Source organism: Cellulomonas sp. P1_G12_2, from assembly GCF_056405535.1.
Window position 1 is genome coordinate 1 of the sequence record NZ_JBFUBX010000010.1, and the last position, 15252, is coordinate 15252.

The 15252-nt window shown below is 71.8% G+C and carries 15 protein-coding genes, 1 pseudogene and 1 riboswitch; of the genes and pseudogenes, 9 read left to right on the forward strand and 7 right to left on the reverse strand.

Translation table 11 applies throughout. The annotated features are described in order from the left end of the window. The 4 genes and pseudogenes from AC1DXT_RS19700 to AC1DXT_RS19715 form a co-directional block, all read right to left on the reverse strand. Positions 1 to 427 (reverse strand): annotated as a pseudogene (locus AC1DXT_RS19700) (hypothetical protein); the annotation flags it as partial. Further along, complete coding sequence (gene nadD, locus AC1DXT_RS19705) at positions 424 to 1029, reverse strand: nicotinate-nucleotide adenylyltransferase (protein WP_477062985.1); 606 nt, start codon at positions 1027 to 1029, stop codon at positions 424 to 426. The gene nadD and the pseudogene AC1DXT_RS19700, both read right to left, overlap by 4 nt. A 26-nt stretch (positions 1030 to 1055) precedes the next feature. Further along, positions 1056 to 1208 (reverse strand): hypothetical protein, encoded by a 153-nt coding sequence (locus AC1DXT_RS19710; protein ID WP_186814759.1) that lies wholly within the window; start codon positions 1206 to 1208, stop codon positions 1056 to 1058. A gap of 55 nt (positions 1209 to 1263) precedes the next feature. Further along, positions 1264 to 2574 carry a glutamate-5-semialdehyde dehydrogenase gene (locus tag AC1DXT_RS19715; protein WP_477062986.1) on the reverse strand — a complete coding sequence of 437 codons (1311 nt, stop codon included), beginning with the start codon at positions 2572 to 2574 and terminating at the stop codon, positions 1264 to 1266. Positions 2575 to 2847: 273 nt separating this feature from the next. Beyond that, positions 2848 to 2955: riboswitch (SAM riboswitch) on the reverse strand. 457 nt (positions 2956 to 3412) lie between these two features. Between AC1DXT_RS19715 and AC1DXT_RS19720 the strand changes: the two genes are divergently transcribed. The 9 genes from AC1DXT_RS19720 (at position 3413) to AC1DXT_RS19760 (ending at position 11902) form a co-directional block, all read left to right on the forward strand. Then, positions 3413 to 4771, forward strand: a complete 1359-nt coding sequence (locus AC1DXT_RS19720; protein WP_477062987.1) for an MFS transporter — start codon at positions 3413 to 3415, stop codon at positions 4769 to 4771. An 82-nt stretch (positions 4772 to 4853) separates the two neighbouring features. Beyond that, positions 4854 to 5693 carry a 5-dehydro-4-deoxy-D-glucuronate isomerase gene (kduI, locus tag AC1DXT_RS19725; protein ID WP_477062988.1) on the forward strand — a complete coding sequence of 280 codons (840 nt, stop codon included), beginning with the start codon at positions 4854 to 4856 and terminating at the stop codon, positions 5691 to 5693. 39 nt (positions 5694 to 5732) lie between these two features. After that, a complete protein-coding gene (locus AC1DXT_RS19730) occupies positions 5733 to 6545 on the forward strand; it encodes an IclR family transcriptional regulator (RefSeq protein ID WP_477062989.1) in 813 nt (270 codons plus the stop codon). Then, entirely contained in the window at positions 6542 to 7318 is a 777-nt protein-coding gene (locus AC1DXT_RS19735; RefSeq protein ID WP_477062990.1) for an SDR family oxidoreductase, read from the forward strand. The genes AC1DXT_RS19730 and AC1DXT_RS19735 overlap by 4 nt, the downstream gene beginning before the upstream one ends. Then, positions 7315 to 8328, forward strand: coding sequence for a C-terminal binding protein (locus AC1DXT_RS19740; protein ID WP_477062991.1), 1014 nt, complete (start codon positions 7315 to 7317; stop codon positions 8326 to 8328). The genes AC1DXT_RS19735 and AC1DXT_RS19740 overlap by 4 nt, the downstream gene beginning before the upstream one ends. Then, complete coding sequence (locus AC1DXT_RS19745; RefSeq protein ID WP_477062992.1) at positions 8325 to 9359, forward strand: zinc-dependent alcohol dehydrogenase; 1035 nt, start codon at positions 8325 to 8327, stop codon at positions 9357 to 9359. The genes AC1DXT_RS19740 and AC1DXT_RS19745 overlap by 4 nt, the downstream gene beginning before the upstream one ends. Beyond that, complete coding sequence (locus AC1DXT_RS19750; RefSeq protein WP_477062993.1) at positions 9356 to 10111, forward strand: SDR family oxidoreductase; 756 nt, start codon at positions 9356 to 9358, stop codon at positions 10109 to 10111. Before AC1DXT_RS19745 ends, AC1DXT_RS19750 begins: the two co-directional genes overlap by 4 nt. Positions 10112 to 10158: 47 nt before the next feature. Beyond that, a complete protein-coding gene (eda, locus tag AC1DXT_RS19755) occupies positions 10159 to 10806 on the forward strand; it encodes a bifunctional 4-hydroxy-2-oxoglutarate aldolase/2-dehydro-3-deoxy-phosphogluconate aldolase (protein ID WP_477062994.1) in 648 nt (215 codons plus the stop codon). After that, a complete protein-coding gene (locus AC1DXT_RS19760) occupies positions 10799 to 11902 on the forward strand; it encodes a sugar kinase (RefSeq protein WP_477062995.1) in 1104 nt (367 codons plus the stop codon). Before eda ends, AC1DXT_RS19760 begins: the two co-directional genes overlap by 8 nt. A 202-nt stretch (positions 11903 to 12104) precedes the next feature. Here the strand turns inward: AC1DXT_RS19760 and proB are convergent, their stop codons facing one another. From proB to rpmA, 3 genes are all read right to left on the reverse strand, one after another. Then, positions 12105 to 13244 (reverse strand): glutamate 5-kinase, encoded by a 1140-nt coding sequence (proB, locus tag AC1DXT_RS19765; protein ID WP_477062996.1) that lies wholly within the window; start codon positions 13242 to 13244, stop codon positions 12105 to 12107. A 57-nt stretch (positions 13245 to 13301) separates the two neighbouring features. Then, on the reverse strand, positions 13302 to 14825 hold the full coding sequence (gene obgE / locus AC1DXT_RS19770; RefSeq protein WP_477062997.1) for a GTPase ObgE: 1524 nt from the start codon (positions 14823 to 14825) through the stop codon (positions 13302 to 13304). 121 nt (positions 14826 to 14946) lie between these two features. Further along, a complete protein-coding gene (rpmA, locus tag AC1DXT_RS19775; protein WP_055913072.1) occupies positions 14947 to 15207 on the reverse strand; it encodes a 50S ribosomal protein L27 in 261 nt (86 codons plus the stop codon). Positions 15208 to 15252 lie beyond the last annotated feature (45 nt).

Below are 15252 nucleotides of genomic sequence, written 5' to 3' on the forward strand. Positions count from 1 at the left end.
GAGCGGCGGCGGGCCGTGGAGCGGCGGCGGGCCGTGCGGGGGCGCCGGCCGGCGGAGACTGCCGCGGCGGTGCTGCGGCCGGTGCGGCAGGGCGGCTGGGTGCCGGGTTCGGTGCGGCCGCCGACCATGCTGGGGTTCCGGTGCCTGCCGTGCCCGGCCGGGCGCTCGTGGGGTCGAGCGCGGTGTCGCGGATGGAGCGGCGGGAGCGGCTGGCGTCGGTCGTCGGTGCGGGCGCGGTCCCGCGGGGAGGCGTGTCGTCGCCGCCCTGACCACGCATCGCGCGGCGGGAGACCTGACCGGCGCTCGCACCACCCGGGGACGCCGGACCGGCCGCGGACCCGGCGTCGGGTGCGGCACCCGCGACGTCGCCCGTCTCGGGGTTGCGATGGAGCTCGCGGCGGCGCCGCCGCTCTCCCGGTTCACTCATGACTGACCTCGATACAACCTGTGCTTGGCGATGTACTGGACGACCCCGTCAGGGACGAGGTACCAGACCGGCTGCCCGGCGCGCTCACGTGCGCGGACGTCGGTCGAGGAGATCGCCAGGGCGGGGACCTCCAAGACGTGGACTCGATCGGCGGGAAGCCCGTCGACCGACAACGCGTGCCCGGGACGGGTGACCGCCACGAACTGCGCCATCGAGAAGAGCTCCTCGGCATCCTTCCACGTCACGATCTGCGCGATGGCGTCCGCACCTGTGATGAAGAAGAGTTCGGCGTCCGGGCGTGCCGTCTTGAGGTCGCGCAGCGTATCCACGGTGTACGTCACACCTGACCTGTCCACATCGACCCGGCTCACGGTGAATCTCGGGTTCGACGCCGTCGCGATCACGGTCATGAGGTACCGGTGCTCGGGCACGGTGACGTCCTGGTGGAGCTTGAACGTCGGCCGCCCCGTCGGGACGAAGACGACCTCGTCGAGATCGAACCGTGCGGCCACCTCGCTCGCGGCCACCAGGTGACCGTGATGGATGGGGTCGAACGTGCCGCCCATCACGCCCAGGCGTGTCCTGTGCGGCGGCTCCGTCATCGGTCCGGTCCCTCTCGGTACGTCGGTCAGTGGCGCGTCCCGACGCTGCGGAAGGCGAACGTGATGAGCAGCATGGCGACGAGACCGACGAACGCTCCGATACCGAACACCACGGGCGGGAACGGCAGCTCGTTGGTGTGCTCGGCGGCCTCAGCCGCGGCGATCAGGGCAGCATGCACGACATTCCTCCAGGGGTGGGCGGGAGCGAACAGTGTCGCACGCGGGACTGTGGCATCAGGGTCGGACGTGCCCGTCGCCGTGCACGATCCACTTGGTCGTCGTGAGCTCGCCGAGGCCCATCGGCCCGCGGGCGTGGAGCTTCTGGGTGGAGATGCCGATCTCCKCGCCGAGGCCCAGCTGGCCGCCGTCGGTGAACCGCGTGGAGGCGTTCACCATGACCGCCGCGGAGTCCACCTCGGCCACGAACCGCTCCGAGGACGCCAGGTCCTGCGTGATGATCGCCTCGGTGTGGCCCGAGCTCCACTCGCGGATGTGCTCGAGGGCCTCGTCGAGCGAGTCGACCACCCGGACGGCGAGGTCGAGCGACAGGTACTCGGTGGCCCAGTCCTCGTCCGTGGCCGGCACGCAGTCGGCCTCGTCGGGGGCGAGCGCGAGGGTGGTCTCGTCGCCGTGGATGGTGACGCCCGCGTCGGCCAGCATGGCGATGGCGACCGGGAGGAACTCGTCGGCGACGGCCTGGTGCACCAGCAGCGTCTCGGCGGCGTTGCAGACGCCGACGCGCTGGGTCTTGGAGTTGAGCAGGATCGGGATGGCGACAGCGAGGTCCGCGGTCTCGTCGACGTAGACGTGCACGTTGCCCACGCCGGTCTCGACGACGGGCACGGTGGACTCGCGCACGACGGTCTGGATCAGGTCCGCTCCCCCGCGGGGCACCAGCAGGTCGACCAGCCCGCGGGCGTGCATGAGGGCGACCGCGCCCTCGCGACCCCAGGCGTCGATCGACTGCACGAGCGCACCGGGGAGCCGCTGTGCGACGAGCGCCCTCGACAGCACCTCGACGATGACCTCGTTGCTCGCGGCCGCGGCCGAGCCGCCCCGCAGGATGACGGCGTTGCCGCTCTTGAGCGCCAGCCCCGCGGCGTCGACGGTCACGTTCGGACGCGCCTCGTAGATCATGCCGACCACGCCCATCGGGACGCGCACCTGCCTCATGCGCAGGCCGTTGGGCAACGTGGAGCCGCGGACCACCTCACCCACCGGGTCGGGCAGGGCGGCGAGCTCACGCAGGGCGTCGGCGATGCCCACGATGCGCTCCGGTGTCAGCGCGAGGCGGTCCAGCAGGCCCGCGGAGGTGCCGTTGCTCCGGCCGCGCTCGAGGTCGACCGCGTTGGCCGCGACGATCTCGGGGGTGGCCGCCACGAGGGCGTCCGCCATGCCGCGCAGGGCCGCGTCCTTGGTGGCCCGGGTAGCCGTGGCGAGCGCGCGGGACGCGACCTTGGCCCGTTCCGCGACCGCCCGAACCTGTGCGACGACGTCGGGCGTCTCGACGGCGTCGTGCACGGGCTGCTCGAGCGAGGTGGTCATCTGGTCAGGGTAGTCCCGCCGCCGACGCCGACGAGAGACGCGTCCGCCGCCGCGAGCCCGCGTGCGCGCCCGGGGTCGTCGGGGCCCCACAGCGTGGTCGACACCTCGGCACGGACCAGCGGCACGACCTCCCCGGCGAACCGGCGCAGGACGTCCTGCTGCTGCTCGTACGGCAGGACGGGGCCGAGGTGGCGACGTCGGTGGGCGCCGCGCCGCCGTACCTCGCGGAGACGGTGGACGGGAGGAGATCGACGGACATGGCTGATCCCTGGGGGTCGACGTTCGCCCGCCGTCCAGGCTGGCCGGGTCTTGCTCGGGAGCACCCCACACGTCGGAGGGTTGCTGCTCCGCCTGCCGAGCCAGACGGCGGAGCTCCTGACCCGCGCAGGAGGGTCGGCTCCGAGCGCGACGATGTCAACGATCGGGACGGCTTCTCACATCGCGGGATGTGCGGGGTGGCCGTCGGAGTGGTCGGTCAATGGCGAACCGATGCGACCCACCTCCGGGATCAGCAGGGTCGGCGCTGGACCGGATCGGATCGGACGAACAGGACCTTCGACCCCTGGTTCCGTGGAAAGCCCGCTCTACGTTGTTCCACGTACCGGAACTGAGTTCCATACAGACCAGCACTCCGGAATCGCGCAGCACCAGTGCCCCGAGCCTCCATCGAGGATCCCCCCGGGAACGCGCTCACGTCGTGAGCCGAACAAGGAGTGCCAGCTAGACGCGAGACAAGGCTGTCTCGATCTGCGCGACCGCGGGCACCTTGCTCGCGCCCCGAGTCTCCAGCCCGGCCGATGACGGCAGGGCGTGCGAGCTCCCATGAGACAGGTGTCCTGTGACCGGAAACATCGTCCTGCCACCGCCCGCGACCGCGGACGGCGTCCTTCCCCCCGTCGATCAGAAGAACCTGCGCCGAGCAGCCTGGGCCGGTGGCATCGGGACCGCGCTCGAGAACTTCGACTTCACGATCTTCGGCACCGCGTCGGCGATCATCTTCAGCAAGATCTTCTTCTCCGACATGGACCCGATCTCCGGGATGCTCGCGTCGTTCGGCGTGCTGTTCGTCGGCTTCGGCGCACGCCCGCTCGGTGGACTGTTCTTCTCCAAGTACGGCGACCGCCTCGGCCGCAAGTTCGTCATGGTCGCCACGCTGTTCCTCATGGGCACCGCGACGTTCGCGATCGGCCTGCTGCCCACCTACGCGGTCGTGGGGATCTGGTCCCCGATCCTGCTGCTCATGGCCCGGTTCCTGCAGGGCTTCGGCGCGGGCGCCGAACAGGCGAGCGGCATCGTGCTGCTGACGGAGACCGCCCCCAAGGGCAAGCGCGGCCGGTTCTCGTCGCTGGTGTTCGTGGGCGCGGCCGCCGGTGCGGCCATGGGCGCCGTCGTGTGGATCCTCGTGCAGATGATGCCGGAGGAGGCCCTGCTGTCCTACGGCTGGCGTCTCGTCTTCTTCAGCTCGATCTTCGTGACGATCGCCGCCTACGTGATCCGTCGCAAGGTCAAGGAGTCCCCGGTCTTCGAGGAGCTCAAGGCCGAGGGCGCGATCGAGGCCGCCAAGAAGGACTCGCCCGTCGTCGACGTGTGGAAGCACGGCAAGAAGCACCTCGCCCGCGTGTTCTTCATGAACATCGGCGCGAACTCGCACTCGTACGTCTTCCAGGTCTTCATCGGCGCCTACCTGATCAACTACCTCGACGTCGACTCCAAGCTCATCCCGAAGTTCCTGCTCCTCGGTGCCCTGTGCGCCTGCGTCTCCGCCGTCGTGTTCGGCATCCTGTCCGACCGGTTCGGGCGCAAGCGGATGTACCTGATCGTCACCGGGTTCCTCATGCTCTTCGCGGTCCCGGCGTTCCTCATCCTCAACACCGGCAACCTCGTCCTGATCTGCCTGGTCATCGTCGTCGGCTTCATGATCGCCTCGCAGGCCACCGTCGGCGTCCAGGCCGCGTACTTCCCCGAGCTCTTCGGCTCCCGGTACCGCTACGCCGGTGTCGCCCTCGGGCGCGAGTTCTCCTCCGTCTTCGGCGGCGGTCTCGCACCGTTCATCTGCGCCGCGCTCATCACCTGGGCCACGGGCTCCTGGTGGCCCGTCGCGGTCTACATGGTCGTGATCATGGGCATCACGTTCGTCACCACCCTGTTCGCCCCCGAGACGGTCGACCGCGACCTGCTGCTCGAAGAGGACGCCTAGCAGCACGGCCCGTGCCGGGTGCAGGTCGACGATCCGCACCCGGCACGGCCCTCGACCCCCGATCAACCTTGAGAGGCCTTCCATGGACCAGCGCTACGCCACGAGCCCGGAGCACGTGCCCGGAATGGACACCGCCGAGCTCCGCCGCCGATACCTGGTCCAGGACCTGTTCGTCCCGGGTGAGGTGAAGGCCGTCTACACCCACCACGACCGGATCGTGCTCGCGGGCATCAGCCCCGTCGGCACCGCGCTCGAGCTGGGCTCCTTCCCGGAGATCCGCTCCGACCACTTCTTCGACCACCGCGAGGCGGGCGTCGTCAACGTCGGCGGCACCGGGACCATCTCGGTGGACGGAACGAAGCACGAGCTGACCAAGGGCTCCTGCCTGTACATCGGCCGCGGTGCGCAGGTCGTGTCGTTCGAGTCGACGGACGTGGACGGGGACGAGGGTCCGGCGGGCTTCTACCTGATCTCGGCGCCGGCCCACACCGCCTACCCCACGACGCTCGTCGAGGCCGGCCAGGGCACCCAGCGCGAGCTCGGCGACCCCCTCACCTCGAACCGCCGCACACTGAACCAGTACATCCACGAGCAGGGCGTCCGCAGCTGCCAGGTGGTCATGGGCGTCACCCGGCTGCACCCCGGCAGCATGTGGAACACGCTGCCGGCGCACACGCACGACCGCCGGACCGAGTGCTACCTGTACTTCGACCTCCCGTCCGACGCGCGCGTCATCCACCTCATGGGCGAACCGACCGAGAGCCGGCACGTCGTGGTCGGCGACCGCGAGGCCGTGATCTCCCCGAGCTGGTCCGTGCACTCGGGCGTCGGCTCCGCGAGCTACTCGTTCGTCTGGGCCATGGCCGGGGAGAACCAGTCGTTCGACGACATGGACGGCTTCCCCATCACCGACCTGCGCTGACCCCACGCACGACGACCGACGACGAAGGAGAGACGGAACGTGACGACGACGACCGGGACCAGGACGAGTGCAGGGGCGAGCGCGAGCGAGAAGACGCTGCTCGTGCTGGAGGCGGCACTCACGCACTCGCGGTTCACCGAGGTGGTGCAGGCCACCGGGCTGGCGAAGGCGACGACGCACCGGATCCTCAGCACGCTCGCGGACCGGCAGTTCATCGCCGTCGCGGCGGACGGCAGCTACCTGCCCGGCCCGAAGATCCTGTCCCTCGCCGGCCGGGCGCTCTCCCGCATCGACATCTCGGCGATCGCCCGCCCGTTCGTCGACGACCTGGTGGCGGCGACGCAGTGCACCGTGCACCTCGGTGCGGTCAACGGCGACGAGATCGTCTACCTGATCCGCGCCGACCCCGACAAGCCGTACGTGATGCCCTCGCGGGTGGGCCTCGCCGTCCCGATGCACTCGACGGGCGTCGGCAAGGTCGTGCTCGCCGACCGGTCCGACGAGGAGCTCGCCCGGTTCTCCGCCCGAGCCGGCCTGCCTGCCCGCACGCCGCACACGATCACCACGCTCGCGGCCCTGCAGGTCGAGATCGACGCGGTCCGCCGCGCCGGCTACGCCCTCGACCGCGAGGAGAACGTCCCGGGCCTCGGCTGCGTCGCGGCACCCGTCCGCGACCACACCGGACGGGTCGGGTACGGCGTGAGCATCTCGACCTTGCTGCTCGAGCACACGCTCGAGCAGATCGAGGACATGGCGGCGATGGCCACCGACACGGCCACGAAGATCTCCGCGGCACTCGGCCACCAGCCCGTCTCGCACTCTCCCACACCCCAAGGAGCCCGACCCCTATGACGATCGCCAGCTACACGGAGAGCCTGTTCAGCCTCGAGGGGAAGGTCGCCGTCGTGACCGGCGGCAGCCAGGGCATCGGGCTCGCGATCGTCGAGACGCTGGCGCGAGCGGGCGCCGACATCGTCGCGGTCAGCTACGACCTGCCCGAGGGCGCGAGCGCGGCCCGGACCGTGGTCGAGGGACTCGGCCGCACGTTCACCCCGCTGAAGGCCGACTTCTCGGTGCGCGAACAGGTCACCGCGCTCGCCGCGGACCTGGCCGGTCGGGACGTCGACGTCCTGGTCAACAACGGCGGGACCATCCGCCGGGCTCCGGCAGCGGAGCACACGGACGAGGACTTCGACTACGTGGTCGACGTGAACCTGCGCTCGACGTTCATCCTGTCCCGCGAGGTCGGTCGATCGATGATCGCGCGCGGCGGCGGCAAGATCGTCAACACCGCGTCGCTGCTGAGCTTCCAGGGCGGCGTGAACGTGCCCGGCTACACGTCCTCCAAGTCGGCGGTCGCCGGCCTGACCAAGGCCCTGGCCAACGAGTGGGCGCCCCTGGGCGTCAACGTCAACGCGGTCGCCCCCGGGTACGTCGCCACCGCCAACACCACGGACCTGCGCGCGGACGCCGAGCGCAGCAAGGCGATCCTCGACCGCATCCCGGCCGGACGCTGGGCGGAGGCGGCCGACATCGCCGGTGCGGTCCTGTTCCTGTGCTCCCGCGCCGCGGACTACGTCCACGGCATCACGCTGCCCGTCGACGGTGGATGGCTCGCCCGATGACGGTCACCGACGCCCGCGTCGTCATCACCGAGTGCGACCACGACTCGTTCGCGGCCGAGCACGAGATCGCCGACGCGGCGGGTGCCGAGCTGGTCCTCACGCAGTCGCGGACGTCCGCCGAGCTGGTCGCTCACGCGGCAGAGGCCGACGCCATCCTCGTGCAGTACGCGCAGATCACCGCCGAGGTCATGGACGCGCTGCCCCGGCTGCGCGTCGTCGGCCGCTACGGCGTGGGGGTCGACTCCGTCGACGTCGCCGCCGCCACCGCGCGCGGGATCGCCGTGTGCAACGTGCCCGACTACGGCACCGAGTCGGTCTCCGACCACGCGATCGGCCTGGCACTCGCGGCCGCCCGTGGCATCCCGCGGCTGGACCGCGGGCTGCGTGCCGGCTCGTTCGACCTGCCGGCGGTCCGTCCGCTCTTCCAGACCCGCGGGCGGGTGTTCGGGGTCATCGGGATGGGCCTGATCGGCACGGCCACGGCGCGCAAGGCGGCCGGTCTCGGCTACGAGGTGATCGGCTACGACATCGCCGCCGCACCGGGCGCCGAGTCGTTCCACGGCTTCGCCTCCGTCGGCCTGGACGAGCTCCTCGCACGTGCACAGGTCATCTCGTTGCACACCCCGCTCACGGACCTCACCCGCCACCTGATCGGCGCCGCGCAGCTGGCGCGGATGCGGTCGGACGCGATCCTGGTGAACACCAGCCGCGGGGGCGTCGTCGACGTCGACGCGCTGGTCGAGGCCCTGCGCACGGGATCGATCCTCGGTGCGGCGATCGACGTGCACGAGACCGAGCCGCTCCCGCCGGGGCACCCGCTCACCACGTTCGACTCGGTGGTGCTCACCCCGCACCTGGCCTGGTACACGGAGGAGTCGTACGACGAGCTCAAGCGCCGCACGATCGCCAACGCGCTCGACGTCTGCGCCGGCCGCGCACCCCGCGACATCGTCAACCCCGAGGTCCTCGGAGCCCCCGGCCGCAACAGCGCGTGCGGGGTGGCGGCATGATCCCGGCGACGATGACCGCGGCCCGCTGGCTCGCGGCCGACTCGGTCGAGGTCACGCAGGTGCCGGTCCCCGAGGTGCCCGAGGGTTGGGCGCTGGTGAGGATCGCCTACGACGGGATCTGCGGGACGGACCTGTCCATCCTGCACGGCATGCACCCGCGGGCGGCCGCCCCGCTGATCCTGGGCCACGAGATGTCAGGCTGGGTCGAGACGGCGGGAGCCACCGGCCCCCCGGCGGGCACGCTGGTCGTCGTCGAGCCGCTGATCAGCTGCGGCGAGTGCAAGGCGTGCCGGGACGGGCTGACGCACGTGTGCAGCCGGCTCGGCCTGTACGGCATCGACGCACCCGGCGCGATGGCGCAGCTCGTCGCGCTCCCGCCCGAGGTGCTGCACGCGGTACCTGACGGCGTCGATCCCCGCACGGCGACGCTCGCCGAGCCGCTCGCGGTCGCGGTGCACGCCGTCGACCTGTCCGGCATGCAGGCCGGCGACACCGTCGCCGTCTACGGCGCCGGCCCGATCGGCGTGCTCACCGCGCTCGTCGCACGCCACGCCGGAGCAGCCCACGTGGTCGTCACCGAGCCGAGCGCCTGGCGCCGCGAGGTCGCCGCCGGGCTCGGGTTCACCGTCGTCGCACCGGACTCGACCATGGCCAGGACGCTCATCCCCCTCACCGGGGGCGAGGGCGCGGACACCACGTTCGACTCCGCCGCTCATCCCACGGTGGCCGCCGAGCTCGCCTCCACCACTCGCGTGCGGGGTCGCATCGTCATCGTCGGCGTCTACAAGCAGCCGACCCCGATCGACCTGCAAGCCGTCTGCTTCAAGGAGCAGTCGGTCGTCGGGGTGCGCGTCTACACCTCGGCGGACGTCACGCGTGCGATCGAGCTGATCGCCGACGGGCTGCTCGAGGGCTTCCCCACCCGGGCGTTCGCGCTCGACGACGTCGCCGCCGCGCTCGACGCCGCGGCGTCCGGCCAGGACTGCCTCAAGGTCCTGGTCACCCCCCTGCCAGGAAAGGCCGACTCATGAGCACGCCGTTCGATCTGCACGGCCGGACCGCCGCCGTCACCGGGGGCGGGCGCGGCCTCGGCCTCGGCATCTCGACCGCTCTCCTGGAGGCCGGCGCCGACGTCATCGTCTTCGGTCGCAGCGGGCTGCCCGGTGCCCTCACCGAGCGCGCCACGACGCTCGGCCGACGGGTGGAGTTCGTCGCCCTCGACCTGGCCGATGCGGACGCGCTTGCCACGACCGCGGCGCAGGTGCTCGCCGAGCACCGGGTGGACATCCTGGTCAACAACGCCGGCACGCAGGACCGCCACCCCGCGGTCGACTTCCCCCTCGACGCCTGGGACCGCGTCCTCGACGTGAACCTGCGGGCGGTGTTCCAGCTGTGCCAGCTGTTCGGCCGGCCGATGCTCGAGCGCGGTGAGGGGAAGATCGTCAACCTCGCGTCCCTGCTGAGCTTCCAGGGCGGCCTGACCGTGGCCGCCTACGCCGCGAGCAAGGGCGGCGTAGCCCAGCTCACCAAGGCTCTGTGCAACGAGTGGTCGAGCAAGGGCGTCAACGTCAACGCGATCGCGCCCGGGTACATGGCCACCGAGATGAACGCCGCGCTGCTCGCCGACCCGGCACGCCTGGAGCAGCTCTCGGCCCGCATCCCCGCCGGCCGCTGGGGTCAGCCGGAGGACATCGGCAACGTCGTCGTCTTCCTGGCCTCCGCGGCCTCCGCCTACGTGCACGGCCAGGTCCTCGCCGTCGACGGCGGCTGGATGGCCCGCTGAGCTCCCGCACTCCCCCGCTGCACACCACCGATGAATCGAGTCTCGCCATGGACGTCCTGACTGCCCTACGAACCGCGCGCCTGGTGCCGGTGGTCGTGCTCGACGACGCGGCCGACGCGGACGCGCTCGCCGGAGCCCTGGTCGCCGGCGGCCTGCCCGTCGCCGAGGTCACCTTCCGCACCGCTGCTGCCGAGGAGTCCATCCGGGTGATGGCCGGCCGCGGCGACATCCTCGTCGGTGCCGGCACCGTCCTGACCGTCGCCCAGGTCGACCTGGCCGTCGCGGCCGGCGCCCGCTACGTCGTCTCGCCCGGTCTGAGCCGCGCGGTCGTCGAGCGCTGCCAGGAGCTCGGAGTGCTCGCCCTCCCCGGCGCGGTCACCGCGACCGAGGTGCAGGCCGCGCTGGAGCTTGGGCTGACCACGGTCAAGTTCTTCCCGGCCGGCACCTCCGGCGGCGCTCCGGCGATCGCGGCGCTCGCGGCACCGTTCGGCCACGTCGGCTTCGTGCCGACGGGCGGCATCGGCCCGAAGAACCTCGTCGAGTACCTCGCGCTCCCGAACGTCGTCGCGGTGGGTGGGTCGTGGATGTGCCCGCGCACGCTCGTCGCCGGCGGGAGGTTCGACACCATCACCGCACTCACCGTCGACGCCATCGCGCTCGTGACGATGCAGACCAGGGAGCTCCAGAATGTCTGACCTGACCCTCCGCCCCGCCTCCGAGTGCCGCTACGACGCGGTGTCGCTCGGCGAGGTCATGCTCCGCCTCGATCCCGGTGAGGGCCGCATCCGCACGTCGCGGTCGTTCCAGGTGTGGGAGGGCGGCGGGGAGTACAACGTCGCGCGCGGCCTGCGACGGGCGTTCGGGCTGCGCACCGCGATCGTCACCGCGCTCGCGGACAACGAGGTCGGGCACCTGGTGGAGGACCTCGTCCTCACCGGCGGCCTGGACACCTCGTTCATCCAGTGGGTGCCCTACGACGGCATCGGGCGCGAGGTCCGCAACGGCCTCAACTTCACCGAGCGCGGCTTCGGGGTGCGCGGCGCCGTCGGCGTCTCCGACCGCGGCCACACCGCGGTCTCGCAGATGAAGCCCGGCGACGTGGACTGGGACCACCTGTTCGGCGAGCTCGGCGTCCGCTGGCTGCACACCGGCGGCATCTTCGCCGCGCTCAGCGACTCCGCCGCGCAGACCGTGATCGAGGCGGTCACCGCCGCGAAGAGGCACGGGACCGTCGTGTCCTACGACCTCAACTACCGACCGAGCCTGTGGAAGGCGATCGGCGGGCTGGCCAAGGCCCAGGAGGTCAACCGGAAGATCGCGCCGTACATCGACGTGATGATCGGCAACGAGGAGGACTTCACCGCGTCGCTCGGCTTCGAGGTCGAGGGCGGGGACGCGACCCTCTCCGAGCTCGAGGTGGACAAGTTCGCCGCCATGATCACCACCGCCGCGGCCGCCTACCCGAACTTCGCGGTCATCGGCACGACGATGCGCACCGTCCGGTCGGCCTCCGTCAACGACTGGGGCGCCCTCGCCTGGTCCCCGTCCACCGGTGTCGTGCAGGCCACGCACCGCGAGCGGCTCGAGATCCTCGACCGCGTGGGCGGCGGCGACTCCTTCGCGTCCGGCCTCATCTACGGCCTGCTCGACGGGCAGCCGCTGCAGACCGCCGTCGAGTACGGGGCCGCGCACGGGGCGCTCGCCATGACCACGCCCGGCGACACCACGATGGTCACCACGGCCGACGTGCTCAAGCTCGCCGGCGGCGGCGGCGCGCGCGTCGACCGCTAGCCGGCCACCCGCTCCACCGGGATCGCTCGCAGCAGGTCGCGGGTGTGCTCCGCCTCTTCGCGCAGTCCGGGACCGGTGCCCTGCGACACGGGGTGACGCACCACGTCCGAGCACGTGAGCGCCAGAGCTGTGGTGAAGCGACCGGGACGTCCGAGCTAGTGGTCGTCATGGCGACCAGATGCTCGGACGTCCTGCCTGAGGGTCAGCGACGCTTGCGGACCAGGACCAGGTCGTCGCGGTGCACCAGCTCGCGGTCGTACCCCGGGCCCAGCGCCTCGCGCAGCTCGGAGGTCGAGCGGCCCAGCAGCGGCGGGACCTCCTCGGCGTCGTACGAGACCAGCCCGCGCGCCACGAGGTGACCGTCCGGGCCGACGAGCTCGACGGGGTCGCCCGCCTCGAACGTCCCCTCGACGCCGGTCACGCCGGCGGGCAGCAGAGACGTCCCCCGCTCGAGCACCGCCCGGACCGCACCGGCGTCGAGGACCAGGCGTCCGCGGGTGCTGGCCGCGTGGGCGAGCCAGAGCCGACGGATCGAGGTGCGGCGACCGGTGGCGGTGAACCAGGTGCCGACGTCCTCACCGGCCAGCGCCTGGGCCGCCTGGGCGGCCGACGTGAGGACCACCGGCACGCCGGACTGGGTGGCGATCGCCACCGACTCCAGCTTGGTCACCATGCCCCCCGTGCCGACCGCGCTCCCCCGCGAGGCGACGTCGATGCCTTCGAGGTCCTCCGCGTGCACGACGGACGCGATGCGCCGGGACCCGTCGCGCGACGGCGGGCCGGTGTAGAGCGAGTCGACGTCGCTGAGCAGGACGAGCGCGTCCGCGTGCACCAGGTGCGAGACGAGGGCTGCGAGCCGGTCGTTGTCCCCGAACCGGATCTCGTCGGTGGCGACCGCGTCGTTCTCGTTGATGACGGGGACGATGCCGAGGTCGAGCAGCCGGGTGAGCGCGCGGTGCGCGTTGCGGTAGTGGACGCGCCGCACGGTGTCGTCGGCGGTCAGCAGCACCTGGCCGACCTGCAGCCCGTGGCGGGCGAACGCGGCCGTGTAGTGGGCGACCAGGAGCCCCTGCCCGACGGAGGCCGCCGCCTGCTGCGTCGCCAGGTCACGCGGGCGGGCTGCCAACCCGAGCGGGCCGAGCCCGGCGGCGATCGCGCCGGAGGACACCAGCACCACCTGGCCGCCGGCCGCGCGCCGTGCGGCGAGCACGTCGACCAGCGCGGTCAGCCGCTCGGGCGCGAGCCGGCCGTCGGGAGTGGTCAGCGACGACGAGCCGATCTTGACGACCACGCGGGACGCCGAGACCAGCTGCTGGCGGTCCTGCAGGGCGTCGACGGTCACGTTCGGCATTCTGCCGCGTGGCAGGTGCCGGTCACGCGAATATCCGGGTCCCGGACATCACTCCTTGGCCGCGTCGGTCCAGACACCGGCCTCGCGCTCGGTCCACAGCTCCTCGCGCGCCTCGGTCTTGGCGTCCATGCGCTCCTTGTACTCCTGGCGCTTCTCGCCACGCGTCGGCCGCGACCGGTCCTCGATGCGCAGGTCGACCCCGCGCGGACCGCCGAGAAACTCGGACCCGGTCATGAGCGTGGGCTCCCAGTCGAAGACGACCGCGTTGTGCTCGGGGCCGATCCGCACCTCGTCGCCGGCGACGGCGCCCGCGGCGAACAGCTTCTCCTCGACACCAAGCCGCGCAAGCCGGTCCGCCAGGTACCCGACGGCCTCGTCGTTGGTGAAGTCGGTCTGACGCACCCAGCGCTCGGGCTTCTCGCCCCGCACCCAGTAGTAGACGCCCTGGCCCTCGACCTCGCGGCGCGTCACCGTGAAGCCGGCGTCGTCCACCGCCTTCGGGCGCAGGACGACGCGGGTGTTCTCCGGCGCCGGCGCGTCACGACGGGCCTTGTCGACGATCTCCCCGAGGGCGTACGTCAGCAGACGCAGACCCTCGTGGCTGGCGGTCGAGACTTCGAAGACGCGGAACCCGCGGGCCTCCAGGTCGGGCTTGACCAGCTCGGCGAGCTCGCGCGCCTCGGGGACGTCGATCTTGTTGAGCACGACGATCTGCGGGCGCTCCAGCAGGGGCACACGACCGCCCTCGATGGACAGGTCGCCCGCGTACGTGCGCAGCTCGGCCTCGATGTCCTCCAGGTCCGACATCGGGTCCCGGTCGGGCTCGAGGGTCGCGCAGTCGAGCACGTGCACGATGACGGCGCAGCGCTCGATGTGGCGGAGGAACTCCAGGCCCAGCCCGCGTCCCTCGGACGCGCCCGGGATGAGCCCGGGGACGTCGGCGACCGTGTACCGCGCGCCCCCCGCCTGCACCACGCCCAAGTTCGGGACGAGCGTCGTGAAGGGGTAGTCGGCGATCTTGGGCCGGGCCGCGGAGATGGCGGCCACAAGGCTGGACTTCCCGGCGCTCGGGTACCCCACCAGGGCGACGTCCGCGATGGTCTTGAGCTCGAGCACGATGTCCTGCTCGGTACCCGGCTCGCCCAGCAGCGCGAAGCCAGGAGCCTTGCGGCGCTGCGAGGCGAGGGCGGCGTTGCCCAGACCTCCGCGGCCGCCGGACGCGGCGACGTACTGCGCGCCGACGCCGACCAGGTCCGCGAGGACCGTGCCGTCGGGCGACTTGACCACGGTGCCGTCGGGGACACCGAGCACCAGGTCGACGCCCGTCGAGCCGGAGCGGTGGTCGCCCATGCCCTGCGTGCCGGACGGCGCGTGCCGGTGCGGCGAGTGGTGGTAGTCGAGCAGCGTGGTGACCTGCGGGTCCACCTCGATGATCACCGAGCCGCCGTTGCCACCGTTGCCCCCGTCGGGGCCGGCGAGCGGCTTGAACTTCTCCCGGTGGATGGACGCACACCCGTGCCCACCGTCACCGCCGGTCGCATGCAGCACGACCCGGTCGACGAATGTCACCACGGCTGAACCTCCCTTGCCATTGCTACTTCTCGATACTCACACGCAGAAGGGGCGCACCGCACCGGTGCGCCCCTTCCACGAATGACCCGACGCGGACCGATGCCGCGTCGTCATGACCTGCTCAGACCTCGGCCGCCACCACGATGTCGATGACCTTGCGGCCACGGCGCGTCCCGAAGGTCACGGCGCCCGGGGCGAGGGCGAACAGCGTGTCGTCGCCGCCACGGCCCACGTTCACGCCGGGGTGGAAGTGCGTGCCGCGCTGGCGGACGATGATCTCGCCGGCCTTGACGACCTGGCCACCGAAGCGCTTGACGCCCAGACGCTGGGCGTTCGAGTCGCGACCGTTGCGCGAGGAGCTCGCGCCCTTCTTGTGTGCCATGACGTGCCTGCTTTCGTGCTCAGAGTGTGGGGGGCTGCGCGTGCC

What these genes read in the sequence shown, in the direction of transcription:
- nadD (WP_477062985.1), bottom strand. Translation starts at nt 1,029, where the DNA reads ATGACGGAGCCGCCGCACAGGACACGCCTGGGCGTGATGGGCGGCACG.
- kduI (WP_477062988.1), top strand. Translation starts at nt 4,854, where the DNA reads ATGGACCAGCGCTACGCCACGAGCCCGGAGCACGTGCCCGGAATGGAC.
- AC1DXT_RS19735 (WP_477062990.1), top strand. Translation starts at nt 6,542, where the DNA reads ATGACGATCGCCAGCTACACGGAGAGCCTGTTCAGCCTCGAGGGGAAG.
- AC1DXT_RS19740 (WP_477062991.1), top strand. Translation starts at nt 7,315, where the DNA reads ATGACGGTCACCGACGCCCGCGTCGTCATCACCGAGTGCGACCACGAC.
- AC1DXT_RS19745 (WP_477062992.1), top strand. Translation starts at nt 8,325, where the DNA reads ATGATCCCGGCGACGATGACCGCGGCCCGCTGGCTCGCGGCCGACTCG.
- AC1DXT_RS19750 (WP_477062993.1), top strand. Translation starts at nt 9,356, where the DNA reads ATGAGCACGCCGTTCGATCTGCACGGCCGGACCGCCGCCGTCACCGGG.
- eda (WP_477062994.1), top strand. Translation starts at nt 10,159, where the DNA reads ATGGACGTCCTGACTGCCCTACGAACCGCGCGCCTGGTGCCGGTGGTC.
- AC1DXT_RS19760 (WP_477062995.1), top strand. Translation starts at nt 10,799, where the DNA reads ATGTCTGACCTGACCCTCCGCCCCGCCTCCGAGTGCCGCTACGACGCG.
- rpmA (WP_055913072.1), bottom strand. Translation starts at nt 15,207, where the DNA reads ATGGCACACAAGAAGGGCGCGAGCTCCTCGCGCAACGGTCGCGACTCG.